Origin of the sequence: Leucobacter sp. NPDC015123, assembly GCF_043080205.1 — a bacterium.
Taxonomy (GTDB): Bacteria; Actinomycetota; Actinomycetes; order Actinomycetales; family Microbacteriaceae; genus Leucobacter; species Leucobacter aridicollis_A.
Genome location: NZ_JBIBVH010000010.1, coordinates 1 through 25568 on the forward strand (window position 1 = coordinate 1; position 25568 = coordinate 25568).

Below are 25568 nucleotides of genomic sequence, written 5' to 3' on the forward strand. Positions count from 1 at the left end.
GGCATTTGACAATTTAAGTGCACACTATTGAGTTCTCAAGATCCAGACACCCACCGTACTCACCCTGAGGCTTTCCGAAGAGCAACTTTTCTATCTTAGGCCACCCAGACGCTTTCCCGCAAATCCGTGCCGGCAGCATTCCTGCTACCACCCGAACCCGCCCGGACACATTCCGAAGAACAGTCACATCGAGGTGAAGATGAATCCCATTTTCCCTACCCGCTTTACAAACCAACCTGCGGTTCAAGTGGGGGTGTTGTGTGAGAGATCCTCGCCGCCAGTCGCGATTTCCGCGCCGGCCAACAGATGAATACATTACGCGGGAAACACCCGCCACACAAATCCATGCGGGGGCCGCGACCCGGATCGCTGTCACCGCGCCAATCTACCCCAACCGCCGGGCGTGGCGGAATTGACTATGCACCCGATCTGCGGGCGCTCGGTGTTGTTCAACGCTATGTCGCTTCACAGTCGGTAACAATGCCCGGATTCCTGGGCCGGCGTCGCTAGCGTCTGTAAAGCACACCGTCAACGACGCCGAAAGGGCACAGATGAGCTTCCACCCAGACATGCAGATCGCGACACTTTCCGAAATCACTCCAGACATCCACGGTCGCATTTCGAAGCGCACCGCACAACTCACGGATGTTGATGTCACCGAGGTCACCTTTCATGCCGGCGCCAAGTGGTCTGAGGATCTGCGCGAGTACGCCGGCACAGAGCTCTGCGAGCTCCCGCACGTCGCCCTCGTGACCGCCGGCACCCTCGGCGTGAAAATGCGTGATGGGTCCTACGTCGAGTTCTCCGCCGGCGACGCTATGCTGCTCCCGCCGGGTCACGATGCGTGGGCTGTCGGCGATGTTGACTGCACATTTGTCGAGTTCTCCAGGGGTACCGAGTACTACGGATCCTGATCGCTGCGCAGGATGCCTTGGCGCGGCCGCCAAGCGGAGTGTGACATCCGTCACGAATGCGTATGACATTTCCACACTTCTGCTTCTTCGCGAGTTCAGCTGAACTGAGTAGACAACACCGTGAGCCGTTTGGCTTACGTCTCGAGATGAGGACTCATGCGAAAGCCCTTCAAGGTCATTCTGACAACCGTCGCCGCTGTGGCGGCGGTGCCCGTTCTGCTGCTCGGAACGAGCGCAGTAGTCAATGCCATAGCTACGAAGTCAGACCTCGCTGCGATCACCCCGTACGGTGAATTCGTGCAGGTCGCGGGCAAGCGTATGAACGTTGTGGATACGGGCACCGGCGATGAGACCATCGTGCTGCTTCCCGGCCTCGGTACCGCCGCCCCCGCCCTCGACTTCGAGCCCCTCGTATCGGAGCTTCGGGCAACGCATCGTGTCATCGCAATCGAACCGTTTGGGACTGGGCTCAGCGACCAGACAGACACTCCCCGCACCGCCGCGCACATTGTTGAGGAGGTGCACGAGGCGCTGCAGCAGCTTGGCGTCGAGAAGTACGTGCTCATGGGGCACTCGATCGCAGGCATCTACGCGCTCGAGTACAGTGCACGATTTGCCGACGAGCTCGTTGCGTTCGTTGGAATCGATAGCAGCGTCCCGGGTCAGCCCGGCTCAACTGACGCGGTGTCAACCGATGGTCTCGCGGCGCTGAACCGCCTGGGCATCATCCGTGCCATCTCTGCGGTTTCGGGTGACCCGTACGCGGGGATGCAGTTTGATGATGAGACGAAGCGGCAGATGCGGCTGCTGTCAACGAAGAACTCAATGGGTCCAGCGATCCTCGACGAGATGCGGCTCGCCCCCGAGAACTTCGCCGCGCTGCGTGACGCGAGGTTCCCCGAGTCGATCCCCGTGCTCTTGTTCGTCGCGACAGAGGACACTGATGTCGCCGGGTGGGTCGAGCTGCACGAGCAGCAGGCAGAGACTGTCGCGCATGGCGAGACGAGACTCCTCGCCGGCGGGCACTACCTGCACCACACCCACTCGCCAGAGATCGCTGCCGAGACGACTGCGTTCCTCGCCGTCCTCACCGCAGGTTGACTCGGGGCCGCGGCACCTAACCCCTTGCGGGCGTCGCCGCGTGGTGCCCGCGCGCCTAGGCCGAATCGCGCACGATGAGACGCGCGCCAATCAGGGGGGCTGCCGCGGGCGGGCTGGGCTCGTGATCCTGACCGTCGCCCTCGGCGCGCTGTGCCATAAGCGCGCGCACCGCGCCGCGACCGAGAGCTTCGCCTGGCAGCTCGACCGTCGTGAGCGCCGGCGCAACGATCGCTGAGGCTGGCAGGTTGTCGAATCCGCTGACCGCGAGGGTGCCTGGCACGCTAATACCGAGCTCCCGGGCGGCGCCAAGCACGCCATAGGCGTGCGAATCGGTTGCGCACACGAGCGCCGTCACGCCCGCGTCGCGCCACCGCAGCCAGTGCTCCGCGAACACCGTGGCGGCGCCATCAGGATCGATGAGGCTTGCCGCCTCGGGAATCGCGACGTACTCCATACCGTGTTCGGCTGCCCCGCGTTCGACAAGCGAGCGGCGCAGTTCGAAGGTCTCGGTTCGCGTGAGGCTGTCGAGGTAGCCGATGCGGGTGTGTCCGCGGTCGGCGAGGTGCGCGAGCAGTGCGCCGATACCGCCTGTCAGGTCGAAGTTCACGGTCGGCGCCTGCGTCTCGCGGCCCGGCGCATCGAGCAGTACGAGCGGTGCACCGGCAGGCAGGTCGCGAAGAAACTCGTCGTCTGGCGCCTCGACAAGCAAGCCGGCTGGGCGGAGTGCAACGAGCCGGTGCACGTCTGCGGCGCTCGGGTTGCGCCCCTCCCCCGTGACCGAGAGCAGCAGCTGGTACTCATTGCCAAGCTCTGCTTTGATTCCCGAGATGACTCGACCGTAGAACGGGTTCGAGAGGTCGGGGGCGACGAGGATCACGATGTTCGAGGTGCCTTTTGCAAGCGAGGAGGCGGTGTGGTCGACAACGTAGCCGAGCTCTCGCACCGCCGAGAGCACCCGCTCGATGTTCGTCTGCGAAACGCGACCGGCGGTCTTGCCGTTTACAACGAGCGACACCGTGGCTGTCGACGTACCAGCCAGCTCGGCCACCTCGGCGGCCGTCACTCGTGCCGGCCGTGGCGAGATAGCTTCGGGTCGAGACATCCTTTCATTCTAGCCGCGGGTGGCCGCGCACCGGGTTGCAACGTCAAGCGCTTTGCGTGTTATCGTAAAGCGCTTGACGTACCTAACCCGCCCGCCCGCGCCCGCGCGAGCAACGGCCCCAAGGATGTGGAATTGACTAAGAAGATCATTCTCGACTGTGACCCCGGACACGACGATGCCGTAGCCCTGCTGCTTGCGCACGGCAACCCAGAGATCGAGCTGCTTGCCGTGACAACCGTTGTCGGCAACCAGACACTTCCGAAGGTGACGCGCAATGCGCTCTCAGTCGCCCGCGTCGCAGGCATCACCGGCGTTCCATTCGCAGCAGGAGCCGCGCGTCCGCTCGTGCGAAACATCGAAGTCGCCCCCGACATCCACGGCGAATCGGGCCTCGACGGGCCAGTGCTCCCCGAGCCCGAGATCGAGCTCGACCCACGCCACGCGATCGACCTCATCATCGACACTGTCATGGCCCACGAGCCCGGCACCGTTACCCTAGTGCCCACCGGCGGCCTCACGAACATCGCAATGGCGGTGCGCAAGGAGCCCCGCATTGCCGAGCGCGTCAAGGAGGTCGTGCTCATGGGCGGCGGCTACCACGTCGGCAACTGGTCGGCCGTCGCTGAATTCAACATCAAGATCGACCCCGAGGCCGCGCACATCGTCTTTAACGAGCAGTGGCCCGTTGTCATGGTCGGCCTCGACCTCACCCACCAGGCGCTCGCGACTGACGAGGTCGCCGCCCAGATCGCGGCCGTCGGCACGAAGCCCGCGAAGTTCGTGGGCGAGCTGCTCGACTTCTTCGCGCTCGCGTACAAAGACGCCCAGGGCTTCGACGCTCCCCCGGTACACGACCCCTGCGCGGTCGCCTACGTCATCGACCCGACGATCGTGAAGACCGTGAAGGTGCCGATCAACATCGAGCTCACCGGCACACACACGCTTGGCATGACCGTCGCCGACTTCCGCGCCGAGGCCCCCGACGACTGCACCACCTGGGCCGCGACCGAGCTCGACGCCCCCCGATTCTGGAACCTCGTTACCGAGGCGCTCGAGAACATTGGCGAGGTCGACTTCTAAATGACAACCATCACTCACAAGCCAGCAGTGCGCGTTGGCTCACTCATGGCCGCGCTGCTGGCAGCGTGCGTCGCGTTCCAGCTCAACGCCTCGATGCTCAGCCCCGCGCTCGTCACCATGGCGAAAGAGCTGAACACCGACGACGCGACGATCGGCCTGTCTCAGACGATGTTCTTCACGGCTGCGGCGCTCTTCTCGCTGTTCCTCCCCCGTCTGTCGGACATCTTGGGTCGCAAGCGCGTGCTCGTCGGCATGCTCGCGATCATGGCTGTCGGAACCGTCATCGCCGCGCTCGCAGTAAACGTCGAGATGCTCTTTGTCGGCCGCATCATCCAGGGCGTCACCGGCCCCGTGGTTCCCGTGACGCTGCTCATGCTGCGACACGAGATTCAGGATCCGAAGCGCTACGGCACAATGATGGGCGTCATCACCGCCGTCAACGGTGGCATCGCCGGCATCGACGCGCTCGCTGGCGGCTGGCTCGTCGCGAACCACGGGTTCCGGTCGGTGTTCTGGACGATGACCGTCGTCGCCGTGATCGCGATCGTCTTCGTACTCGTGTGGGCCCCCGAGAGCCGCCCCTCGAAGGACACGAAGATGGACTGGCTGGGCGTCGTTCCCCTCGTCGTGTCGATCGGCTCGTTCCTCACCTTCCTGAACTTCCTCGGGGCCGTGAACGACAGCAACTGGTTCATCATCTGGGCGCTGCCTCTCATCGGCCTCGCATCCTTCTGGGCGTTCTGGGCGCTCGAGTCAAAGATCGCCGCACCGCTGATCCCGCCGCACTACCTGAAACAGCGGTCGAGCTGGGCGCTGCTCGTCACGACGCTGCTCACCATGACCGGCGTCTTCGCGGTTGTGAACGGCCTCGTCGCCTCGATCGCGCAGAATTCAGAGGCCGGGTTCGGGCTCGGCGCCGATCTCACATCGCTCTGGTTCCTCATGCCGTACGCCGTCGCGGGCTGGATCGTCGGCCCGTTCGCCGGACGCCTCGCGCCGACGTTCGGATACCTGAACGTCATGCGTGTCGGCATGCTCGGCACCATCGTCGGCACCATCGTGATGGCGTTCGTCGGCGTCCATTCGCTGCCCGTGCTCATCGTCACCACGATCCTGCTCGGCATCACCTACGCCGGCATCGGCAACATCATGCTCAACGGCCTCGGCATCGTGCTGTCACCGAAGGATAACCCTGGCTTCCTCCCCGGCCTGAACGCTGGCGCGTTCAACCTTGGCGCCGGGGTCAGCTTCGCGATCCTGCCCGCCGTGCAGCTACTGTTCACGTCGGCCGACGACCCGACGTCGACAACTGGATACAGCGCCGGCATGCTCGCGGGCGCCGCAATCTCGATCCTCGGCTTCGCGATGAGCTTCCTCATCCCGGCACCGACGGACGCCGAGGTCGCGGCACCAACAGCCGGAAAGTAACACCAACCCACGTATCCTAGGAGCGGGTTCCCGCCGGCCTCGGCCGGTCGGGGACCCGCCCGCTGCATCACCCGCCCGCGCGAGAGCAACCGTGCGGGCCGAGAAAGGACCTCACCATGACCGACGGCCTCATTCTTGTGGTTGGTTCGCTGAACGCAGACCTGGTGGTGCAGACCGCACGCTTCCCGCAACCGGGCGAGACGCTCACTGGCTCAGAACTTCGTGTCATTCCCGGCGGCAAGGGCGCGAACCAGGCCGTCGCGGCCGGCCGCCTCGGGGGCAACGTGGCGATGGTTGGTGCGCTCGGCGCCGACGCGAACGGCACGCTGCTGCGCGAGTCCGTCGAAGCGTCGGGAGTCAATACGTCTCACGTCGCCTCGCTCGACGACGTCGCCACTGGCACCGCAGTGATCACCGTCGACGGGGCCGGCGAGAACACGATCATTGTCTCGCCGGGAGCAAACGGCAAGCTCGGGATCACCGAACTCGACAATGCGGCCGAACTCTTCGAACGCGCCGCGATCCTCTGCCTGAGCCTCGAAGTTGGCCTCGACGTCGTGCTCGAGGCTGCCCGCCGCGCCCGCGCTGCCGGCTCCCGCGTGCTCCTGAACCTCTCCCCATACGGCCCCGTACCCGACGAACTGCTCAGCCTCACGAACATCCTGCTCATCAACGAGCACGAGGCCGCCGATCTACTGGGCCTCACCCCCGAGCGTGTGCTCGCCGAGGGCGGCAAGCACACGCGTGCTGCGCTCACCGAGCGCGGGATCCCGCGCGCCGTCGTGACCGCGGGCGCCGCAGGCAGCATCGTCTTTGATGGCGCGACGCGTGACGGCGCAGACGCGGTTCCGGTCCCATCACCGAAAGTCACAGCCGTTGACACGACAGGCTGCGGCGATGCCTTCATGGGTTCGCTCGCGCTCCGCCTCGCGGCCGGCGACCACCTCGCGGTCGCGGCGGGCTACGCGGCGACCGTCGGCAGCTTCGCCGCGACCCGGGCTGGCGCGCAAGCTTCCTACCCGACGCCCGAGGAGCTCGCCGAGTTCTTGGCTGCGCGCGGCTAGTGGCGCTTTAGGTATCTATGTGGTGCCGGTCGACAGCACCCCCACGATAGCTATTGGTTTTTCTTGCGGTCGACTTCTTCTGCGAGCCTGCGGTGTTCGTCGAATTTCTCGCCGATCTCTGACTCTGGGACCATCACGTCGTCACCGGGGAGCACCTCGCCCCGCTTACGTGCGGCACTATCCTCACGGTTCAGCAGGTAGTCCTCACCTGGTGAGCACGGCGCAATGGCACCCAGCTGATAAGACCGCTCCACGGCGCCGGTGGCAAACTCGGCTCGGAGAACTGGTCCGCCGGAGCCGTATACGACAGGCCTGTCAGTGTCCTCGCCCGTCATGAACACTGTCATCCCGAGAGACTCCCAGTACGCTGCCATCTTTTTCGCGTCGGCGCGAGGATTGCCTCCCTCTGGCGCCCAGTAGTCGTACTGATACTGGCTGGCGTTGTCGGGGTCGCCTTCGCACGGGGCCGCGTATGCGGTTCCGCGTGCCCACCATCCGGTCACGTCGAGCTGTTGTGCTGAGTCTTGCACCAACTGAACGACCTTGTCACGGCCCTCTCGTGCAGTCATTACTGGTTCCTCCTCCTGTGTGCCGCATCCAGCCAACAGAGCCGATGCGAGTAGCGCCGTCATAACCCCCGCGCCGATACGCGCCCCTGGTCTACCAGCCATGCTGTCCGAGTCCCATCTGTGCTTCCTGCTTCTGAGTCGGCCTGGGCGCCACAGGCACCGCCAAGACCGACTCCCCGACGACAGCTATTCGCTCTTCTGGCGGTCGGCTTCTTCTGCGAGCCTGCGGTGTTCGTCGAATTTCTCGCCGATCTCTGACTCTGGGACCATCACGTCGTCACCGGGGAGCACCTCGCCCCGCTTACGTGCGGCACTATCCTCACGGTTCAGCAGGTAGTCCTCACCTGGCGAGCACGGCGCAATCGCGCCGATCCGGTAGGAGCGCTCAGCAGCCCCGGTGTCGAAGCTCGCACGTAGTACCGGGCCCCCTGTCGCGAACACTCCGGGGTGCTTCTTGTCGGCACCAGCGATGTACACGCTCATACCAAGAGACTCCCAGTACGCAGCCATCTTCGCTGCATCCGCGTGCGGGTCCCCCCCTTCCGGCGCCCAATACGCGTATCCGTACTGGCTCGCATTATCGGGGTCGCCTTCACACGGGCTCGCAGACGCGGTTCCGCGTGCCCACCATCCGGTCACGTCGAGTTGTTGGGCTGAGTCTTTCACCAGTTGAACGACCTTGTCGCGGCCTTCTCGTGCGGTCATTTCTGGTTCCTCCTGTTGTGTGCCGCATCCAGCCAGCAGGACTGATGCGAGTAGTGCCGTGACGATTCCCGCGCCGATACGCGCCACTCGTTTACCAGCCATGCTGTCCGAGTCCCATCTGTGCCTCCTGCATTTGAGTCGGCCCTAACGGCACATAGTCGGTAATATCGTCTGTCTCGCCCTTGATTACTCGCGCGACATTTCGCAGTGATTCTGTTTCGGGGCTGAAGTATCCGCCGCCGCCCTTGATGAGTGGGTCATGGCCGACGACCGGGTCTCCCGCGTCACCCCCGGTGTCCACACCGAACGCCTGCCCGCCGAACTCAGGTTTCATGGGGTCGACCTTGTGATCGCGGCTGAAGTCGCGCCCGGCCCACGCCCACTCGTCTCCCGTGTCGGGGTCGATCGCCATCTTGGATCTCGCGTGCCCGGAATACACTTTGTCGGCGTTGAGCTGCGACGCGCTCGTGACAGTGTCGGGAAGGCCTGCGGAACCGAGCGTGATGAAGTTGTTCACCTTCACACCTGCCTGTGTGAGCGCGACCGCGGCCGTGGTGGTGCCGTAAGAGTGCGCGACAATATCAAGTTGCGGCATCGACCCGCCCCGCACCGCCGCCAGCCCCCGAAGCGCGGCCGCAAGGCTGTTGCCGCCCGCGATCGCCCGTTTCGAGTCGAGCACCCCAAAATCAGGGTTACCTGGAGTGGGGACGGGCGGGGTCTCGTAGCCGATCCACGCAACCACCGCACTCCCCTTTGGGAGCATCGAATGGAGGTTCTGTGCGGCGCTTGTCCAGCCCCGCATCCCGGTTGTGTCGGTTCCCATCCCTGGGATCGCGTACGCGACGCTCGTGGCCGTGTCGAGATCTCCAATTGAGACAGCCGCAAGTGGTGGCTGGTCCTGGGTCAACGCAATCAGGAACCTGGCATCGCCTCCATCAGCCGGCTCGAGCGCAAAGCTGATGTTCTCAAGCGCTTTGAGCTGCGTTTGAAGCACCGACACATCAACGCCGGCAGCCTTGAGTTTCTCGATCTCCAATTGAACGTCCTCGATCGCTGCAGTCAGCGCGACCCTATTCGCGTAGTCGCGTGCGCCATACGGGAGCCCCTCAAGGTTCCCAAAGAGCACGGCAAACCCGTCAAGCAGCAGCTTCTGCTGCTCTGAGAACGGGTCCTCGGAGCCAGCTGGCGGGTTCATTCCCTGCCACCAGGAATTGATCTCCACCGGGTCCATGAACTCCAAGCGACGCATCAAACTGGGGGACGCCTGGAAGAGTATCGCGATCTCTTCCGCGGTGAGAGCCGACAGCGCCGCAAGCAGATCGGCGTCACTCATCGGATGCACTGCAGTCACCGAGAGATCAAGCACCGCGTTTGAGAGCATCCCGCCACCGGCTGCTTCGAACGCGGCAGCGACACCATCAATCCAGTCAACATCCCGCCGGTTCTCGTTCAGGAGCTGCTGGAAGCCAGCAAGAAATGTCGTCGACTCGACCCGCGCCCACGAGCACGACGCACCAAACGCGGACCACGATCGACGCACCAACGACAGTTGGGACTCGAGGTCAATGTTGCTCGTGCCGCTCTGCGAAACAAACGAGCGCAACTTCGCCGGGTCCGCAGAAGACTTCCCGGGCCCCGCCCCAGTAGCCCGCCGGGTTCGTTGCTGCGCGGTGAAGGACGCTGAGATCGTGGGGGGTTGGACAGGGATCTCGGACGGGCGCGGATCGAAGAACGAATCTACGCCGGCGGTGAAGCTGTCGCCGAACGCGTCGGTCTGACGTCGCTGTTCCCGTTCTGCCTCACGCGTCCGCCAATCAGCGAGCTCCTTGAGTCGCTCGCGTTCTTCGCGCGCCTTCACCACCGTCTGCTTGACAGCCTCGGAAAGCTCATAGAGCACGCGGGCAAGTCTCACGCGGTCACGCTTCTCTGTTGCGACTGCGAGTCGAAACAGCGTTCCGTACGCACCCACGAAGTCCTCCATCGCGCGCTCGGCGGCTCCGTTACGAAAGAGGCTCTGGTCGCGCAGGGCATCGTCTGCGGTTTCGAGCGTACGAATCAGCTCGTTGGCAGTAGCGGTGTCGAATTGGATCGACATGGATCACACCCTTCGGTTGATCGGCGTACAAGAGGCTTGAACTTTCAGCACCAATGGAAAAGGGAGAAGCCATTTCTGGCTCCTCCCCCACGTTTACCTTACGACACGACGACGAATGTGGCGCAATCCCGCACGCTTCAGATGAATCACTGACGGCGTTCCGGGGCCTCGGGCAGGGTGAGACCGCTACCAGCACACGCAGAACAACAAAACCCCCGGCAGAACCGGGGGCTTTACTGTGACTCTCTGTAGCTGAGGCGGGGCTCGATCCCGCGACCTCACGATTATGAGTCGTGCGCTCTAACCAGCTGAGCTACTCAGCCAAACTGGCCCGCACGGATGCGAGCCAGAGAGTCAGAGCCCCGACCGGGACTTGAACCCGGGACCCCTTCCTTACCATGGAAGTGCTCTACCGCTGAGCTATCAGGGCGTAGCCGCGCGAACGCGACAACCGTTAGAGCGTACCACCTCGCGAGGGCGAATGCGAATTCGCGTACCATCGCCCGGGCGTGCCGCACGAGGGCGGCACAGATCAGGGCGATCTCCACGGTTTCGCGACGCCCAGCTTGGTAAAGTTACGGCGAACAGCGGTCGCATTCGCGGGCCCGCACAGAGCGCGTGTTTCGATGGGAGTCAGCGTGAAGAGTGTGTTCGTCGCCGTCATGGGTGTGGTGCTCGCGGCGTGGATGTCTGCGGGCCGCTGGCTGTTCGGAATCGGCGGCAGCCTCACCTGGTGGTACTTGCCGGCGATCGGTCTCACCTACGCGATCCTGCTCATCTGTGTCGGCCACCGTATGGTTGTCACCGAGCGGCGCGGGCGGCGCCTAAGCCGCTCGGTGTGGGTCACACTGATCCTGTCGTGGGTCTGCGCGATCGGCTTCGGGTTTACAGTGCCCGACAACGTTGGCGGCGAACTCGTCTCGATCATCAGCCACGCTGCCGGTTCGCAGTTCTCGGCGGAGATGTCGATCGCGCTGTGCAACCCACTCGGGATCATCGCATTCGCATTGGCGTTCTTCACGCTGGGCATTGCGATCGCCAACGGCAAGGACCCGCGCCCCGAAGAGGACGAGCTGCTCGACGCGGCATACGGCGAGGACGGCATGGTGCCGCACCCGCTCGCAGAAACCGCGCGTGCGGGCGACGAACCGCACGCACGCGGCTAGTTAGGCTCGCCGCTCTCGCGCCACAGCCCAGGCCGTGAGCGCGATGCCGGCCGCGCCCCACAGCGCGAGCAGCGCCGCCGCTGCCCCGGCCCCGCTCACCCCTGCGGCGAGCGCCTGGAAGCCGGTGAAGGCCGCACCGATCGGGCTCGCGTCGCCGACGGCGGAGAGCAGCCCCGGCACGGTTGAGACGATCCCGACGGTGAATGCGACGACGAGCAGCGCGAACGCGAGGAACCGGCCAAACCCGCCGAACCTGGCGGAGAGGCCCTGCACGATGAGCGCGAACGCGACCCCTGCGAGCACGGCGAGGCCGAAGAAACCAGCGCCCTGCCCAAAGTCGTATCGCAGCGCGAGCGGGAGCACGATGCCGGCGATCGCTCCCTGGGCCGCGCCGAGCAGCATCGCAGGCAGTGCGCTTCGCAGCGTGATCGCGAAGACGCCCTTGGCAGCCTCGCGGGTGCGCGACCAGAGCGGGGCGAGCACGAGGAACGCCGCGAGCGCGCCAGCCCAGAGGGCGATCCCCGCGAAGAGCGGCACACCCGAGGAGTTGAACAGCTCGTCGCTTCCACCCTCCTGCTTCACCGATTCGACGGCGGTCTCAGCCATCACCTGACGCTCAGCCTCTGTGTAGTTCGGGATCTGCGAGGCCGCCTCCCCGAGGCCCGACGCGAGCGTCTTCGTGCCCTTGGCCGCGGCGTCAGCGCCCTCCGCGAGCTTCCCCGCACCATCGGCGAGTTCGCCGGCGCCCGTCGCGACCTGCGAGACGCCTCCGGCGAGCTGGTTCGCGCCATCCGCGAGCGCTGGCGCCTGGCCCGCGAGCTGCGAGACGCCCCCGGAGAATGCCGTCATCCCGCCGGCGAACTCGCCGACGCCCGCGGCGAAGTTCTCCGCGCCCGTCGCGAGCTCGGCCTGCCCGTTCGCCGAAGCCCGGGCGCCGCTCGCAAGGTCGGCTCCCGCGTTTCGCAGTTGCACGAGCTGTGACTCGGTGCTGCCGCTTGCGGCAGCGGTCACCTCGGCGATTGCCTGGTCGACAGTCGCGAGGAGCGTCGCCTTCGGGTGCTCGGGCGGGAACAGCTCGTCGGGGAGTGCCTCGATGCCTGCCCGCAGTTGCTGCAGCGGCTCGAGCGCCTGGCCTGCACCGGCGATGATTGGCTCGAGCACGCTGTTCACAAGCCCCGTGTACTGCTCGACACCCGAGGCCAGCTGGGCGCCGCCGTTCGCCGAGTCGCGCGTGCCCTGGGCCAGTTCGGCGGCCCCGCCTGCGAGCCCGGCTGCGGCCCCTTCAAGCCCGGTTGCGCCCGCGGCGAGTTCCTGGGTGCCTGCTGCGAGCTGCGATGCGCCGCCTGCGAGCTGTTGGGCACCTCCCGAGAGCTCCTGCACGCCGGCGGCGAGGCCGGTGGTGCCCTCCGCGAGCTCGCTCGTGCCGTCTGCGAGCTGCGTGCCGCCGTCAGCGAGCTTGGTCGCGCCGTCGGCTGCCTCGCTGACCCCATCGTGGAGGGAGCTCATTCCAACGAACACGTTGCCGACGAACTGCTCGCCGAGCTGCTGGTTGAGCACCCGGGTCGCGGTTTGGGTCACGATGCCTGAGAGCGCTGAGTCGAGGAGTCTGCCCTGCGTGCTCTCGGCGATCTCAATCGTCGCCGTCCGCGCTCCATCGGGGCCGTCTGCGAGCGACGTCGCCGCCGCCGAGAAGTCCTTCGGGATGGTGATGCTCGTCGCGAAGCGGCCGTCCTTCAGGCCAGCCGCAGCGTCTTCCGCGTCGGTGAGCACCCAGGTGAAGTTTTGGCGCGATTCCTCCGCGCTTGCAGCGGTGTCGTCGCTATCCGAGCCGCCTGCGATGAGCTCGGCTGCGAGTACGCGGCCGAGTGGCACAAGCTGCCCCTCGACTTCAACGGGCTCGTCGGCGTTCACAACGGCTGCGGTGACTATCTCGAGGCGCTCACTCGGGTTCCAGAGCCCCCAGACGAACAGACCAGCGACAGTGAGAGGCACCAAGAGCAAACCAAGCAGTGTCGTCCAGCTGATGCGCTTGCCGCGCAGCGGGGTGAGTGCGGGGGTCATCGTGCGCCCTCCATTTCGAGGCGTTCGGCGTGCGGTGAAGTGAGTGAGACAGCGGCGTGACCGTCGGGCAGCAGGCGCTCGGCGAGGGCCTGGCTGCCAAGCACAACGAGGATAGGCGGAGCACTGTCCCTGCCACGGTCGACGTGCCATGCGGCGAGCGCGGAACGCGCGTCGGTGATGGCGGTGGGCGACGGCGGCGCGAGCTCGGCGTCGCGAAGGTCGAGGACCAGTACCTTCGGGGAATCACGGAGCGCCTGTCTGAGCGTGGCGGCGTCTGCCCATGCCGTACGCGCGCGCAGCGAGCTCGCGCGCTCGGGGAGCAACAGACCGTCGACCTTCAGCGTGCCGGCGACGATCCTTCCCCTGCCGCTGAGCGCCTGCGCGAGCGGGAAGCTCGCCGGATCTCTCGGGTCAAGCACGAGCGCTTCTCCGTCGCCTACCCGAAGGTCGCGCGCGGTGACGTTTGCGTCGCGGCCACGCAACGTGAGCCGCTCCGACGCGACCCGCGCTGCAGGCATGTCGGCTGGCCAGTCTGCGTGCTCGATCTCGCGGGCGAGACCCTCACCCTCGACGTCGAAGGACGGGAGCACCTTTGCGAGCCAGCGCGGCATCTTCCAGGCGCGCTCGCCCAGGAGCGCGAGCACGGCTGGTACGAGCGTCATGCGCACGATGAACGCGTCGACGAACACGCCGACTGCGAGGCCGAGCGCGATGACCTTGATGCTCGGGTCACCCGCGGGCACAAAGGCGGCGAACACGGCGATCATGATGAGAGCGGCCGCGGTCACGACCTTCGCGGAACCCACGAACCCGCGCCGGATCGCGCGCTGGGCGTCGCCCCCGTGCACATACTCCTCCCGCATGCGGGCGACGAGGAAGACCTCGTAGTCCATCGCAAGCCCAAAGAGCACCCCCATGAGGATGATCGGCATGAAGCTGAGCACAGGCCCCGTCGAACTGACGTTCAGGATCTCGGAGAGCCAGCCCCACTGGAACACCGCGACGACCGCGCCGAACGCGACGCCGACTGAAAGCAGGTACCCGAGTGTCGCCTTGATTGGTACCCACACCGACCTGAACACCATCGCGAGCAGCACGAGCGAAAGTCCGACGACGAAGATGCCGAATGGCAGGAGCGCTGTCATGAGCTGGGCGGAGACGTCGATGCCGACCGCGGTGAAGCCAGTGACGGCGAGGCTCACGCCGTACTTCTTCTCCCATTCGTCGTGGTGGCTGCGGAGCTCGTTAACGAGTTCGGTTGTGCTCGCGGCGTGCGCCCCCTCTTCTGGGATGACCTGGATGATGCCGGTGTCGGCTCCAGGGTTCGGGGTCGCAAGCGGCACGTCGGCGACGCCTGGCACACGCTCGACCTCCCGCTTGAGGTCATCCATGAGGCCGAGCGGGTCGGTGCTCGAAATGATCGAGCCTGTGAGGAGCAGCGGGGCGTTGAACCCCTCGCCGAAATGCTCGCCGGTGAGCTCGTGGGTCACACGAGCCGGGTCGTCGGCCTCGAGCGACGTCGCGTCGGGCAGCGCGAGGCGCAGCTGGAGGGCGGGGATCGAGCCGACGCCGAGCGCGATAAGCACTGCGAGAATCGTGACGACAGGACGTTTCGTGGCGCCACGCACCCAGCCAGCGAAGAACCTGTCGGCGCGAGTCTGTTCGGGGACAATCGGCTCGGATCCGGGCCCCTCGGCGTCTTCCCCCGTCACCGTCTTGGGGCGGTGCTTGCGGGGCAGGATCCTGATTCCCGCCATCGACAGCACCGCGGGCGTGAGGGTGATCGCGATGAGCACAGCGACCGCCACCGCAGCCGCGGCCGCGACACCGAGCGCCGTGAGGAACGGGATCCGCGCGACGGCGAGGCCGACGAGCGCGATGATGACAGTGAGACCAGCGAACACGACGGCCGAACCCGACGTGGCCGTCGCCCGCGCGATCGACTCACGAACGCTGAGACCAGCGCGCAACTGCTCCTGGTGCCGGCTGACGATAAAGAGGGTGTAGTCGATGCCGACCGCGAGCCCAAGCATGAGCGCGAGCATCGGCGTCGTCGAAGTGAGATCGACGAACGCAGTCACGAAGAACAGCCCCGCGATTGAGACGCCGACGCCAATCATCGCAATGAGGAGCGGCATTCCTGCCGCGATGAGCGAGCCCAGCGTGAGGATCAGCACGACAAAGGCGACAACCACCCCGATCGCCTCGGTGGGGCTCAAGCCGGGAACCGCGGCCGAGAACATCTCGCCGCCGTATGCGACCTCGGCGTCGGCGGGGAGCCGCTCTCTGAGGTCGTCGGTCACGGCGGCGATCCCGTCGACTGTCGCGTCTGCAACGGCAGTCATCTCGCCCTCGACCTGCACGCGCATGAGAAGCGCGCGGCCGTCTGGAGAGATTTCAGTGTTCGCAGCGGCTGCCTCGCCCGTGCCGAACGGGGTGAGGACACCGGTGACGCCAGGCAGGGGCTCGAGCTCATCGGCTGCGCCAATGACGGCGTCGCGGTACGTGTCAGTCTCGAGGTCCCCGCTTTCGGGGGCGACGACGATGATCGTGGCGCTCGTCCCGCTCACCTCGGGGAAGGTGTGCGACAGCGACGTGATTGCGTCTTGCGCCTCGGTGCCGGGGATCGTGATCGGCGCGTCTGCGCCCTTGCCGAGCGTGAGCGCCCCGGTCGCGAGGAGGGCGAGGAGCACAAGCCAGATCGTCAGCACAAACCACTTCGCCTGGGCGGCCCAGCGCCCGAGGGCATAGAGTGCGGAAGACATGTGTTCCCCTCGGTACAGCGACGGATACAGGAGTGTATCCAGTTCGATACAGTACTGTATTCGTTGAGCCTGTCGAAAAACTGTGAGGGGGCGATATGTCTGATTCGCAATCTGCGCCGGACGCCGACCACGTGAGCGCCCGCCGCCGCGAAACCCGCAGCAGACTCCTCGACGCCGCGGCCGAGGTGTTCACCGAGTTCGGCATCCAGGGAGCCTCAGTCGAGCGCATCTGCGCGCGCGCCGACTTCACCCGCGGCGCGTTCTACTCGAACTTCTCGTCCAAGGAAGAACTCTTCCTTGCGCTGCTCGGGCGCGAGTACGAACAGCGCGCCGAGCAGATTCGCATCCGCGCCGCCGAGCTCACTGAGTGCTTGCAGCTCAGCCCCGAGCCGCCCACCAGAGAAGACGCAGCTGGCTACGTGACGACGTTCCTCTCCCCCAGCGGCAACGAGACGAGCTGGTTCACCCTCGAGACAGAGTTTCTGCTGCTCGCCCTGCGCCACCCAGAGGGCGAGGTGCAGCACGTCGACTTCAACCTGCAGTTCCGCTCCGAGCTCAGCAACGTCGTCGAAAGCATCGTGCACGCCGCCGGCCGTCGCTTCATCATCCCCGTCGATCGGGCGCTCACGATCCTCGCCGGCGGCTACGAGCGGGCAGTGCGCGTAAGCGCTCTCAGTGGGTTTGATGCGCCCGAAGGGGTCAACGAACTCGGCGACAGGTTCGCAGAACTGCTCTTCACGATCACCGAGCCGGTCTAGACGCCCCTTGCCGCCAGTGCCCGCGTGACCTCCGGGGCAACTGGTGGGTGCTGCGGGTAAGATGAATCCGTGCTGCTTTCAGACCGCGATATCAATGCCGAGCTCGGCGCAGGCCGCATCAAGCTCTCTCCGAGCGAACCCTCGATGGTCCAGCCGTCGAGTGTCGACGTACGGTTCGACCGCTTCGTGCGCCTCTTCGACAACCACAAGTACGCGCTCATCGACCCCGCAGAAGACCAGCCCGAGCTGACCCGAATGGTCGAGGTGGATCCCGAAGAGGGCTTCATCCTGCACCCCGGAGAGTTCGTGCTCGGTTCGACCTATGAACTGGTCGGCCTCCCTGACGATATCGCAGCACGCCTTGAGGGAAAGAGCTCGCTCGGCCGGCTCGGCCTCCTCACCCACTCGACCGCGGGCTTCATCGACCCCGGGTTCGAGGGGCACATCACGCTTGAGCTCTCGAACGTCTCGACGCTGCCGATTCGCCTCTGGCCCGGCATGAAGATCGGCCAGCTGTGCTTCTTCAGGCTGTCGTCACCTGCAGAGCGCCCATACGGGGCGGGCGCGACTTTCTCACGTTACCTCGGCCAGCGCGGCCCGACAGCTTCACGCTCGCACATGAACTTCCACCGCGCCGACGTGACAGGCACTGACGAGGGCGCCCGGGGGGCATAGTTCCTGCGCGGCCACACCGTACCAATGGGATCGGCCCGGCCGGGCCCACCGTGCCCGCCGTACCAATGGGATCGGCGCTAGACATGCCACTCCGCCGAGGCTAAGGCATACGAACCGCAGATCCCATGCCTAAGAGCTGAGTGCTGCCAAGAACCCTGAGCCCCACCAGTCGAACCGGCCCCGCCGTACCAATGGGATCGACACTAGACATGCCACTCCGCCGAGGCTGAGGCATACGAACTGCAGATCCCATGCCTAAGAGCTGAGGTCATTAAACGCCGAGGTCCCGAAGTGCCGAGGCATGCCAGGAACCCTGAGCCCGAAACCTCGCGGGGCTCAGCATGCGGCGACCAGGCCTACTCGGCCCCGCCGGGTTGCTCGGATTGTTCGCCCTCACCGGCCTGCGCGCCAGTTTCACCCTCCGCGATTCGCAATACCTCGTCGAGGAAGACCTGCCACCCCTCGAGCGTCGCCGCCTTCTGCTCGTGCGGGAAGTCAGGCGTTTCCTGGGTCATTTGCAGCGCAGCGCCACCGTCGGCCGAGACCACGGTAACGGTAACGAGTACCTCCGGTGCGTCCTCGCCTGGCACGTCGGTGAGTGTGAAGTCAAAGTGCATTGGTGGCTGCACCTTGGCGAACCCGCCCTGCCAGTCGATCGTGTTGCCGTCGGGCAGCACCATCGTCGCACGCCACCTGCCACCTTCGACCGCGTTGAATTCGAGCCGGTCCGCAGGCACCTCGACGTCAGTCCCGCCGAACCAGCTCGCGAACGACTCTGCCTCACTCAGCGCGGCAAACACGGCCTCGGGGGAGGCCGAAGTTGCCCGATCGATGACGATGCCAGTCTGTGTAACGCCGGTCATGATGGCCCCTCTCCGAGAAGTCAGGCTTACGCCCCTGGGTTACGACACTACTGCCGCCGCCACTTCCGCGACTACCCCTGAAGCGAAGGTCCTCTCCCTCATACTGCGGCGCAGGCCTCTAGCGTATGGCCGCGGCCGTAGTATCAGACCGCCGCGATAGCCGTGAGCTCAACGAGCATCCCCGGCCGAGCGAGCGCGGCGATACCAACGGCGCAGCGCACAGGCCGCGGTCCAGAGAAGTGCTTTGCATAGACTTCGTTGAAGCCTGCGCGATCGCGCGCGATGTCAGTGAGGTAGATCGTGAGGTGCAGCACCCGATCTAGCGAGGATCCAGCGTCGCTGAGCACTCTCGCCAGTTCAACGAGCGCGGCCTCGGACTGCTCCTCAATCGCCGTCCCAGCGAGCTCGCCCTCAGCGTTCAGCGGGATCACGGTCGCGAAGGCCTGTCCGCCGTGAACTGTCACGTCACTCGAAAGGGCACCGTCGGCTTCGCTTGGGTCTGGCAACCGCACGATGTCGCTCATCGCGCGGCTCCACGCCAGGTGTTGCGACGAATCTCGGGCCCAGCGAGCGCAGGGTCGGCAACACCGCAGAAACCCATTGCCTGCTCAAACTCAGATGTGAGCTGAGCAATCAGTTTCGCGACGGCAGCCTCACCGCCGGCAGCAAGCGCATACGCGACTGAGCGACCCAGGCCAACCGCCGTGGCGCCCGCGCTCATCATCGCGAGCGCGTCGTGGCCCCGCGTCACACCGCCGTCAGCGTAGACTTCGGCGCGCCCATCGACGGCCTCGACAACTTCCTCGATGACGCTCACAGTAGACGGCTGGCGATCGAACTGGCGCCCGCCGTGATTCGAGACGAAGATCGCGTCTACGCCGAGGTCGAGGGCACGTTTTGCGTCTTCGGCGCACATGACACCCTTGAGCACGATCTTGCCCTGCCAGTTCTCACGCGTCTTCGCCAGGTCCCGCCACGAGACCGTGACGTCCTCGTTCTCCGCCATCCACGGCTTCATCTGCGACATCTTGAGCGGTCTACCGTTGATGGTGTAGTTCCCGTAGGTGACCTTGCGCCCGAACAGAATGTTCGCGACCCAAGCGGGACGGAGGGCGCAGGAGATCATGTCTGGGATCGACAGCCGGGGCGGTAGGTTGTTCAGCCCGTGGTGCAGGTCGCGCTCACGCTTGTCGCCAAACACGCAGTCGCCGGGAAGCACAAGCACGTCGATGGCGTGCTTCCGCAGGTTCTCGAGGTGGCGCTCGGTGTGCTCGCGGTTCTTCCAGTAGTTCACCTGTCCCCATACTCGCCCGGGCTCTGCCGCAGCGACGACCTCGTCGAGGGTGACTCCGGACCACGCCGAGTGGATAAAGGTTCCCCCAGCCCGAGTAATCGCGCGGGCGACCCCGACATCCGCGTGGGGGTGCATCATGCCGAGCATCCCCATCGGTGACACAAAGAACGGAATCTCAGATTGCCGTCCCAGCATGGAAACCGCCGTGTGCGAGCCCTCAAGTTCGGCAAGCGTGCGCTGTTTGAATTCGACGGCGCGAAGGTCGGCCGTGTTTCTTGCGACGGTGATCTCGTCAAGCACACCGCCCTCGAGAAAGTCGAACACCATCTTGGGGAGTCGGCGCTTAGCGGCGCCCTTCATGTCTTCTGCGCTGACAACGCGTGAGGAGGTGGTCATTGAGCTTCTTTCAGTGTGATGGTTGGGAGCGCGGGCGCGCCGAATACACCCCAGGGCCGCGACCCGTGGAGGAAACGAGGAGCTCAGCTACAGGACTTTGCCGAGGAAGGCCTTCGTGCGCGGGTGTTGAGGGTTGCCGAGCACCTCGTGTGGATCACCCGCTTCGACAACGACGCCACCGTCCATAAAGACGAGCGTGTCGGCGACTTCGCGGGCGAAGCCCATCTCGTGCGTCACTACGACCATGGTCATCCCGCTCGCCGCGAGCTCCTTCATGACCTCAAGCACCTCACCGACAAGCTCGGGATCGAGCGCGCTCGTCGGCTCGTCAAACAGCATGAGCTTTGGCTCCATCGCGAGCGCGCGGGCAATTGCGACACGCTGCTGCTGCCCGCCAGACAGCTGCGACGGGTAGAAGTCGGCCCTGTCGGCAAGGCCGACCCGAGCGAGAAGTTCGTGCGCCCGTGCACGCGCCTGTGCTTTTGAGATCCGGGTAACGAGGACCGGCGCCTCCATAACGTTCTCGAGCGCGGTCATATGCGGAAAAAGATTGAACTTCTGAAACACCATGCCGATGCTCCGTCGTTGCTTCGCCGCCTCCCGCGGGTGCAGCTCGTAGAGCTTGCCGCCATGTTCGCGGTACCCGACCATCTGCCCGTCGACGAGCAGCCTGCCTGCGTTCACTTTCTCGAGGTGGTTAATGCACCGGAGAAAGGTGGACTTGCCCGAGCCGGAGGGGCCAACGAGACAGAGCACCTCGCCTGGCAACACCGTCAGCGAAATATCTTTCAACACTTCGTTCGAGCCGTAGCTCTTCGAGACTCCGTCGGCGACAACCATCGGGATCTGTTCAGTTGCGGTCGCCTGACTCACCGGTCACGCTCCTCTGCACTCATGAGGGTCACTGCCTCTGTGATCGGGCCGGGGTTTGGCGGCAGCCGCTTCGTCCGGCGAGAGTTCGGGGCGCCGTGCACGCCACGAGCGAAGTGTCGCTCGAGGAAATGCTGACCAACACTCAGCACCGAGACGACGACAAGGTACCAGAAGCAGGCAACAACGAGCAGCGGGATTTGCTGGAAGTTCTGGGAGTAGATCGCCTGCACCGAAGTGAGTAGCTCGGGGACAGCGATAACTGAGACGAGTGAGGTCGCCTTGAGCATGTTGATCACCTCATTGCCAGTCGGCGGAATGATGACCCGCAGGGCTTGCGGGAGCACGATTCGCCGGAGCGTCTGCTGGTTCGTCAGCCCAAGCGCGTGCGCGGCCTCTGCCTGGCCCCGGTCAACCGAAGACATGCCTGCCCGAACAATCTCAGCCATGTACGCAGCCTCCGACAATCCAAGCGCCAGGAGCGCCGCGGTGGTCTGGGTGATGAGTGCGTTCGTGTCGAACGCGAACAGCTCCGGCCCCCAGGGCACACCGATGATGATCTGCGGCACGATCGCCGCGAGAAAGTACCAGACGAGGATCTGCACAAGCAGCGGGACGCCGCGAAACAGCCAGATGAAGAACCAGCTGATCGTCGCGAGAATTGGGTTGTCGGACTGACGCATGACGGCGATCAGAATTCCGCCAACGATACCAATTGCCATCGCCACGACGGTCAGCCAGATCGTCGTGAAGAGCCCCTCGAGCACCGTGGGCGCAAAGAGGTACTTTCCGACCGTCGGCCACTGCATCCGCTCGTTCGTGATCCATGCCTGCATGAGGAAGAACACGACAAATGCGAGGATGCCCGCGGTCACCCATCGGCCGGGGCGACGCAGCGGGATCGCCTGGATCGCGCCGCTGCCGCCGCCCACTGCTGAGGAAGAGAGAGTCGTCTGGTGGGACATTACTTGCCGCCGTTGATGGTGGCCTCGGAGATCGAACCGTCCTGGAGGCCGTACTTCGCGAGGATCTCGTCGTATGTGCCGTCGTCCATGAGCTTCTGGAGCGCGCCCTGCACTGCCTCGGCAAGCTTGTCGTCGTCCTTCGGAATGAGGATCCCGTAGGGCTTGAGGTTCATCGGCGTCCCGGTGGCGACCAGGGCTCCATCAGACTTGTCGGCTTGGAAGGCGATGGTCGGGGTGCCACCAAGGAAGGCCTGCGTTCGGCCCGTAACGACGGACTGCAAGCACGCTACAGTATCGGGGAACTCGAGGACACTGATCGCTGCCTCGCCCGAGTCAACGCATGTCTGCGACTGTTCCGCGGCGATGTCGACCTGACCGGTGCCGGACTCAACCGCGATCGCCTGACCGCAGAGCGCCTCGAGCTCGGTGAACTTCTTCGCGTTCTCCGACTTCACCAGCATGGTTGTGCTCGTGTTGAAGTAGTCGACGAAGGTCACCTGTTCCTGACGCTCAGCGGTATCGAGCATCGCCTGGATCGCGATGTCGAAGCGGTCTGCCTGAATGCCGCTGATGAGGCTGTCAAACGCGACCTTCGTGAGCTCGGCCTTCACTCCGAGCACCTCACCGATGGCGGTGATGAGCTCCGGCTCCGCACCGGTGATCGTCTTGTTATCTTCCGCCAGCATCTCCAGCGGCGGATAGTCGTCGCTCGTCGCAACACGGAGCGTTCCCGCGTCTTGAATGTCGGCGGGAAGAAGCGCGGCAAGCGCATCGTCCCGAACGATGCTCGAGGCGTCCTCGGGCTTGGGCTCAGGTGAGTTGCTGCACGCGGCAAGGCCAGCAGTGAGCATCGCAGCTGCTGTAGCCGCCGCTGCGATGCGGCGGAGTGCAAGCTTCGGTGAGTGTGTCGTGAGTGTCATGAAGCTGGATTCCCTTCGTTGGTATTCGCCTCTGCAGATAAGTGTGAGGGAGAGATCGCGAGATTCAAAGTTAGCCAGAATGCGCATTTATGCACACTTGAAACACATTTTCTGATGCTCGTCCCAACGCGCTTCTAGACACCACCTGCTCCTGCCAGGCAAACCTTCCTATACGACTCTCCGGGGGGAGTCGGGGCGAGATATTCGCCATTGTGATGCTCTACGTGCGATAGCTAAGCTGAGGCGATGCTCACCCCAACGCAGCTCAAGGCAATTCGAGAAGTCGTGAACACCGGCTCACTGCGGGGCGCCGCGGCTCGGCTCGGCTACAGCCCCTCCGCAGTGTCGCAGCAGATTTCGTCAATCGAACGGCTCTGGGATGTACCCCTCCTTGAACGCACGGCGCGAAGCATCCGGCCAACGGCAGCGGGCGCCCAACTCGCGAGGCAGGCGACGCGCATTCTCGCCGACCTCGACGCCGTCGAGGACGAGATGCGCTCATACGCTTCCGCCGATCTCGGGCGCCTGCACGTTGGTAGCTTCTGGTCGGCCGGCTTCCGACTCGTACCAGCCGTGCTGCTTGAGCTCCTGCAGGGCCGACCCGACGTCGACATTAGATACGAAGAGGGTGACTGGCAGACCACACTGCCCGCTGTGGAAGAGGGAGAGTTGGACCTCGCCGTCGTCGCGCAGTACGGCACGGTGCCGCGCACCTACTCGCCAGACCTCTCTGCTGAACTGATCATGGAAGAGCCCCTGTTTGTGCTGCTGCCCGATGGCCACCGGCTCGCCCGCCGAAACGAGATCAGGGTAAGTGACCTCGCCGACGAGCGGTGGATCTGCGCCGGTGAAGACACAGATGCGGCTGGCTCATTGCACCACATCTGCGCCGCCGCGGGTTTCCGCCCCGAGATCATCTTCCGCACCGACGACTACAACCTTCCGATCGAGCTCGTTCGCAATGGCCTCGGAGTAGCCATCGTGCCTCAGCTCGCAACGGTTGATTCAATGCAGGTGCGGCGTATCCAGCTCGCGAATCCCGCGTACGTCCGCAAGGTCTACGCGGTGCACCGCGCGGTCGACAGCAACCCCCTGATCGATTCGGCGGTCACGGCACTTCGACACGCCGCCGCTGACATCGAGCAGCGGCTCGAGACAGAGCCGGTCACTGCGTTCGCAATGTGACCCCCGGCGAACCTGGCTCCAAGACGACTCGCACTGCGTCGACGTTTGAATCAACCGCGCCCCGCACATACCCGATTGGCGACGCCGCCACGGCCCGCAGAAACTCGAGCGCCTCTCGCGTAATGCGCTCGCCTGGCACAATGTTCGGAACTCCGGGCGGGTACGCAGCGAGCGCGTCCGCGGACACGCGACCAACCGCCGCCGACCAGCCCACGACCTCGGTGCCCGCGAAGTAGGCGGCGCGGGGCGTCATCACCCGCGTGCCCGGGGCTGGGAGCGCGGGTACCGCCGGCGGTGCGCCGTCTGGGGTCCCCGCGTCCCGTCCCTCGCTGGCTTCCGCAACCGCACGGTCCAGCACGGCGACCATCGCGCGGAAGAGCCTGTCGACATCGAGTTCCTTGCCTGGGCCGAGGAATGCGACGACGGCTGCCGACGTCGCAATCTCAAGCAGAATCCCGTGGTCGCGTGCGAGGGCTGCTCGCATCTCGTAGCCCGAGACCCCACTGCGCGACAGCCCAATTGAGACGCGCAGCGGGTCAGCACGCAGCACGCTCGGGTACTCGCCGAACTCGTCGCTCACAAGGGTGAAGCGTTCGTCAGCGCGAAGGAGCGAGCGGAGCCGCTCCGCGAGCGCGACACTCTCGCCGATGCGCCGTGTCTCGCGCACGAGGCTCCGTCTCGCGATGTCGAGGGATCCGAGCAGCAGCGAGCTCGCGCTCGTCGTCTGCGTGAGGGTGAAGGCCCGCTCAAGTGCGGGCTCGAGCGCGTCGGCGAACTGCCCATCTGCGAGCAGTAGCATCGCAGACTGGCCCAGGCTGCCGCCCATTTTGTGGGTGCTCGTCACCACGATGTCTGCTCCGAGCGCCGTTGGAAAGTCGGGGAGTTCGGGGTGGAAGCCGAAGTGGGCGCCCCATGCTGCGTCGACGATGAGCGGCACCCCGTTGGCGTGCGCGACGGCGGCGAGTCCGGCGATGTCCGAGACCGCGCCAAAATAGCTCGGTGAGATCACGTACGCGGCTTGGGGCCGGTCTCCCCGTTCGGCGGCTCGGCCGAACGCCTCTTCAAGCAGAGCGGGGGTGAGCCCGTGGTTGATGCCGTGCGTGGCATCAAACTCTGGAAATACCCATTCGGGCGCGAGGCCGGTGACGACGAGTCCGTCGAGAAAGCTCGAGTGGGCGCTGCGCTGCGCGACGACGACGTCTGGGCCACGCTCTATCGACGGCGCGGGCGCGTCAGCGCTGCCCCCGGCGCCGGCTGCACCGACTCCGATGACAGCCATCCGGTTGCCCTGCGACGACCCGTTGGCGAGAAACCATGCCCGCCGCGCACCCCAGGCGTCGGCCGCGAGGTCGAGCGCTTGAGCGAGCGGACTATTCTCGCCCGAGTCGATGCCGTCGACGAGCTGCGGAATGTCGTGCCGAAGCGCCAACTCACCGGCGAACTCGGCGAGGTCGCCCGACATCCCAGCGGCTGTTGCCGCGTGGCCGGGCACCATGAACATCAGCGGATCCTGATCAGCATGACGCTGCAGCGCCTCCGCGTATGGCGCGCGATCGTGGTCGCGCCGTGGATCCTGCGCCTGCTTCATTGCT

At 65.2% G+C, this 25568-nt stretch carries 22 protein-coding genes and 2 tRNA genes; 9 read left to right on the forward strand and 15 right to left on the reverse strand.

The features are described from left to right. Positions 1-551 precede the first annotated feature (551 nt). Together ACF07D_RS14985 and ACF07D_RS14990 are read left to right on the forward strand one after the other, a co-directional pair. Positions 552-914, forward strand: coding sequence for a hypothetical protein (locus tag ACF07D_RS14985; protein WP_391505443.1), 363 nt, complete (start codon positions 552-554; stop codon positions 912-914). A 156-nt stretch (positions 915-1070) separates the two neighbouring features. Next, a complete protein-coding gene (locus tag ACF07D_RS14990) occupies positions 1071-2015 on the forward strand; it encodes an alpha/beta fold hydrolase (RefSeq protein ID WP_391505444.1) in 945 nt (314 codons plus the stop codon). Positions 2016-2070: 55 nt separating this feature from the next. Here the strand turns inward: ACF07D_RS14990 and ACF07D_RS14995 are convergent, their stop codons facing one another. Then, positions 2071-3117: a LacI family DNA-binding transcriptional regulator gene (locus ACF07D_RS14995; protein WP_391505445.1), complete on the reverse strand. Its 1047-nt coding sequence runs from the start codon at positions 3115-3117 to the stop codon at positions 2071-2073. A 132-nt stretch (positions 3118-3249) separates the two neighbouring features. Here ACF07D_RS14995 and ACF07D_RS15000 point away from each other — a divergent pair, with 132 nt between their 5' ends. From ACF07D_RS15000 to ACF07D_RS15010, 3 genes are all read left to right on the forward strand, one after another. Further along, a complete protein-coding gene (locus ACF07D_RS15000) occupies positions 3250-4197 on the forward strand; it encodes a nucleoside hydrolase (RefSeq protein ID WP_391505446.1) in 948 nt (315 codons plus the stop codon). After that, a complete protein-coding gene (locus tag ACF07D_RS15005; protein ID WP_391505447.1) occupies positions 4198-5625 on the forward strand; it encodes an MFS transporter in 1428 nt (475 codons plus the stop codon). A gap of 116 nt (positions 5626-5741) precedes the next feature. After that, positions 5742-6689, forward strand: coding sequence for a ribokinase (locus ACF07D_RS15010; RefSeq protein WP_391505448.1), 948 nt, complete (start codon positions 5742-5744; stop codon positions 6687-6689). A gap of 50 nt (positions 6690-6739) precedes the next feature. Here the strand turns inward: ACF07D_RS15010 and ACF07D_RS15015 are convergent, their stop codons facing one another. The 5 genes from ACF07D_RS15015 to ACF07D_RS15035 all read right to left on the reverse strand — a co-directional run bounded on the left by ACF07D_RS15015 (position 6740) and on the right by ACF07D_RS15035 (position 10488). After that, complete coding sequence (locus ACF07D_RS15015; protein WP_391505449.1) at positions 6740-7258, reverse strand: hypothetical protein; 519 nt, start codon at positions 7256-7258, stop codon at positions 6740-6742. A gap of 186 nt (positions 7259-7444) precedes the next feature. After that, positions 7445-7963, reverse strand: coding sequence for a hypothetical protein (locus ACF07D_RS15020; RefSeq protein ID WP_391505450.1), 519 nt, complete (start codon positions 7961-7963; stop codon positions 7445-7447). A gap of 91 nt (positions 7964-8054) precedes the next feature. Then, positions 8055-10058, reverse strand: coding sequence for an alpha/beta hydrolase (locus ACF07D_RS15025; RefSeq protein WP_391505451.1), 2004 nt, complete (start codon positions 10056-10058; stop codon positions 8055-8057). 249 nt (positions 10059-10307) lie between these two features. Beyond that, a tRNA-Met gene (locus ACF07D_RS15030) sits at positions 10308-10381 on the reverse strand. 35 nt (positions 10382-10416) lie between these two features. Beyond that, positions 10417-10488, reverse strand: a tRNA-Thr gene (locus ACF07D_RS15035). 208 nt (positions 10489-10696) lie between these two features. Here ACF07D_RS15035 and ACF07D_RS15040 point away from each other — a divergent pair. Beyond that, a complete protein-coding gene (locus ACF07D_RS15040; protein WP_391505452.1) occupies positions 10697-11224 on the forward strand; it encodes a hypothetical protein in 528 nt (175 codons plus the stop codon). Here the strand turns inward: ACF07D_RS15040 and ACF07D_RS15045 are convergent, their stop codons facing one another. Together ACF07D_RS15045 and ACF07D_RS15050 are read right to left on the reverse strand one after the other, a co-directional pair. Continuing rightward, positions 11225-13285, reverse strand: a complete 2061-nt coding sequence (locus ACF07D_RS15045; protein WP_391505453.1) for a YhgE/Pip domain-containing protein — start codon at positions 13283-13285, stop codon at positions 11225-11227. Beyond that, positions 13282-16050 (reverse strand): MMPL family transporter, encoded by a 2769-nt coding sequence (locus ACF07D_RS15050; protein WP_391505454.1) that lies wholly within the window; start codon positions 16048-16050, stop codon positions 13282-13284. The genes ACF07D_RS15045 and ACF07D_RS15050 overlap by 4 nt, the downstream gene beginning before the upstream one ends. A 95-nt stretch (positions 16051-16145) precedes the next feature. Between ACF07D_RS15050 and ACF07D_RS15055 the strand changes: the two genes are divergently transcribed. Further along, positions 16146-16808: a TetR/AcrR family transcriptional regulator gene (locus tag ACF07D_RS15055; protein WP_391505455.1), complete on the forward strand. Its 663-nt coding sequence runs from the start codon at positions 16146-16148 to the stop codon at positions 16806-16808. Between the two features lie 69 nt (positions 16809-16877). Further along, positions 16878-17483, forward strand: a complete 606-nt coding sequence (gene dcd / locus ACF07D_RS15060; protein WP_119285494.1) for a dCTP deaminase — start codon at positions 16878-16880, stop codon at positions 17481-17483. Between the two features lie 356 nt (positions 17484-17839). Here dcd and ACF07D_RS15065 read toward each other — a convergent pair whose 3' ends face one another. The 6 genes from ACF07D_RS15065 to ACF07D_RS15090 form a co-directional block, all read right to left on the reverse strand. Continuing rightward, complete coding sequence (locus ACF07D_RS15065) at positions 17840-18346, reverse strand: SRPBCC domain-containing protein (RefSeq protein WP_391505456.1); 507 nt, start codon at positions 18344-18346, stop codon at positions 17840-17842. A gap of 143 nt (positions 18347-18489) precedes the next feature. After that, entirely contained in the window at positions 18490-18870 is a 381-nt protein-coding gene (locus ACF07D_RS15070) for a RidA family protein (RefSeq protein ID WP_255808618.1), read from the reverse strand. After that, positions 18867-20036 (reverse strand): alpha-hydroxy acid oxidase, encoded by a 1170-nt coding sequence (locus ACF07D_RS15075; RefSeq protein ID WP_391505457.1) that lies wholly within the window; start codon positions 20034-20036, stop codon positions 18867-18869. The genes ACF07D_RS15070 and ACF07D_RS15075 overlap by 4 nt, the downstream gene beginning before the upstream one ends. Before the next feature lie 87 nt (positions 20037-20123). After that, the gene (locus ACF07D_RS15080) at positions 20124-20876 is read right to left on the reverse strand and encodes an amino acid ABC transporter ATP-binding protein (protein WP_391505501.1); all 753 of its coding nucleotides are present in this window, start codon (positions 20874-20876) and stop codon (positions 20124-20126) included. A gap of 29 nt (positions 20877-20905) precedes the next feature. After that, positions 20906-21871, reverse strand: a complete 966-nt coding sequence (locus ACF07D_RS15085) for an amino acid ABC transporter permease (RefSeq protein ID WP_119285490.1) — start codon at positions 21869-21871, stop codon at positions 20906-20908. After that, entirely contained in the window at positions 21871-22791 is a 921-nt protein-coding gene (locus ACF07D_RS15090) for an ABC transporter substrate-binding protein (protein ID WP_391505458.1), read from the reverse strand. Before ACF07D_RS15090 ends, ACF07D_RS15085 begins: the two co-directional genes overlap by 1 nt. A 246-nt stretch (positions 22792-23037) precedes the next feature. Here ACF07D_RS15090 and ACF07D_RS15095 point away from each other — a divergent pair, with 246 nt between their 5' ends. Then, entirely contained in the window at positions 23038-23976 is a 939-nt protein-coding gene (locus ACF07D_RS15095) for a LysR family transcriptional regulator (protein WP_391505459.1), read from the forward strand. Here the strand turns inward: ACF07D_RS15095 and ACF07D_RS15100 are convergent. After that, on the reverse strand, positions 23957-25564 hold the full coding sequence (locus ACF07D_RS15100) for an aminotransferase class I/II-fold pyridoxal phosphate-dependent enzyme (RefSeq protein ID WP_391505460.1): 1608 nt from the start codon (positions 25562-25564) through the stop codon (positions 23957-23959). The genes ACF07D_RS15095 and ACF07D_RS15100 overlap by 20 nt on opposite strands. Positions 25565-25568: the final 4 nt, after the last annotated feature.

What these genes read in the sequence shown, in the direction of transcription:
- ACF07D_RS15005 (WP_391505447.1), top strand. Translation starts at nt 4,198, where the DNA reads ATGACAACCATCACTCACAAGCCAGCAGTGCGCGTTGGCTCACTCATG.
- ACF07D_RS15100 (WP_391505460.1), bottom strand. Translation starts at nt 25,564, where the DNA reads ATGAAGCAGGCGCAGGATCCACGGCGCGACCACGATCGCGCGCCATAC.
- ACF07D_RS15065 (WP_391505456.1), bottom strand. Translation starts at nt 18,346, where the DNA reads ATGACCGGCGTTACACAGACTGGCATCGTCATCGATCGGGCAACTTCG.
- ACF07D_RS15015 (WP_391505449.1), bottom strand. Translation starts at nt 7,258, where the DNA reads ATGACTGCACGAGAGGGCCGTGACAAGGTCGTTCAGTTGGTGCAAGAC.
- ACF07D_RS14985 (WP_391505443.1), top strand. Translation starts at nt 552, where the DNA reads ATGAGCTTCCACCCAGACATGCAGATCGCGACACTTTCCGAAATCACT.
- ACF07D_RS15010 (WP_391505448.1), top strand. Translation starts at nt 5,742, where the DNA reads ATGACCGACGGCCTCATTCTTGTGGTTGGTTCGCTGAACGCAGACCTG.
- ACF07D_RS15090 (WP_391505458.1), bottom strand. Translation starts at nt 22,791, where the DNA reads ATGACACTCACGACACACTCACCGAAGCTTGCACTCCGCCGCATCGCA.
- ACF07D_RS15080 (WP_391505501.1), bottom strand. Translation starts at nt 20,876, where the DNA reads ATGGTTGTCGCCGACGGAGTCTCGAAGAGCTACGGCTCGAACGAAGTG.
- ACF07D_RS15025 (WP_391505451.1), bottom strand. Translation starts at nt 10,058, where the DNA reads ATGTCGATCCAATTCGACACCGCTACTGCCAACGAGCTGATTCGTACG.
- ACF07D_RS15050 (WP_391505454.1), bottom strand. Translation starts at nt 16,050, where the DNA reads ATGTCTTCCGCACTCTATGCCCTCGGGCGCTGGGCCGCCCAGGCGAAG.
- ACF07D_RS15070 (WP_255808618.1), bottom strand. Translation starts at nt 18,870, where the DNA reads ATGAGCGACATCGTGCGGTTGCCAGACCCAAGCGAAGCCGACGGTGCC.
- ACF07D_RS14995 (WP_391505445.1), bottom strand. Translation starts at nt 3,117, where the DNA reads ATGTCTCGACCCGAAGCTATCTCGCCACGGCCGGCACGAGTGACGGCC.
- ACF07D_RS15095 (WP_391505459.1), top strand. Translation starts at nt 23,038, where the DNA reads ATGCTCACCCCAACGCAGCTCAAGGCAATTCGAGAAGTCGTGAACACC.
- ACF07D_RS15045 (WP_391505453.1), bottom strand. Translation starts at nt 13,285, where the DNA reads ATGACCCCCGCACTCACCCCGCTGCGCGGCAAGCGCATCAGCTGGACG.
- ACF07D_RS14990 (WP_391505444.1), top strand. Translation starts at nt 1,071, where the DNA reads ATGCGAAAGCCCTTCAAGGTCATTCTGACAACCGTCGCCGCTGTGGCG.
- ACF07D_RS15075 (WP_391505457.1), bottom strand. Translation starts at nt 20,036, where the DNA reads ATGACCACCTCCTCACGCGTTGTCAGCGCAGAAGACATGAAGGGCGCC.
- ACF07D_RS15055 (WP_391505455.1), top strand. Translation starts at nt 16,146, where the DNA reads ATGTCTGATTCGCAATCTGCGCCGGACGCCGACCACGTGAGCGCCCGC.
- ACF07D_RS15085 (WP_119285490.1), bottom strand. Translation starts at nt 21,871, where the DNA reads ATGTCCCACCAGACGACTCTCTCTTCCTCAGCAGTGGGCGGCGGCAGC.
- ACF07D_RS15020 (WP_391505450.1), bottom strand. Translation starts at nt 7,963, where the DNA reads ATGACCGCACGAGAAGGCCGCGACAAGGTCGTTCAACTGGTGAAAGAC.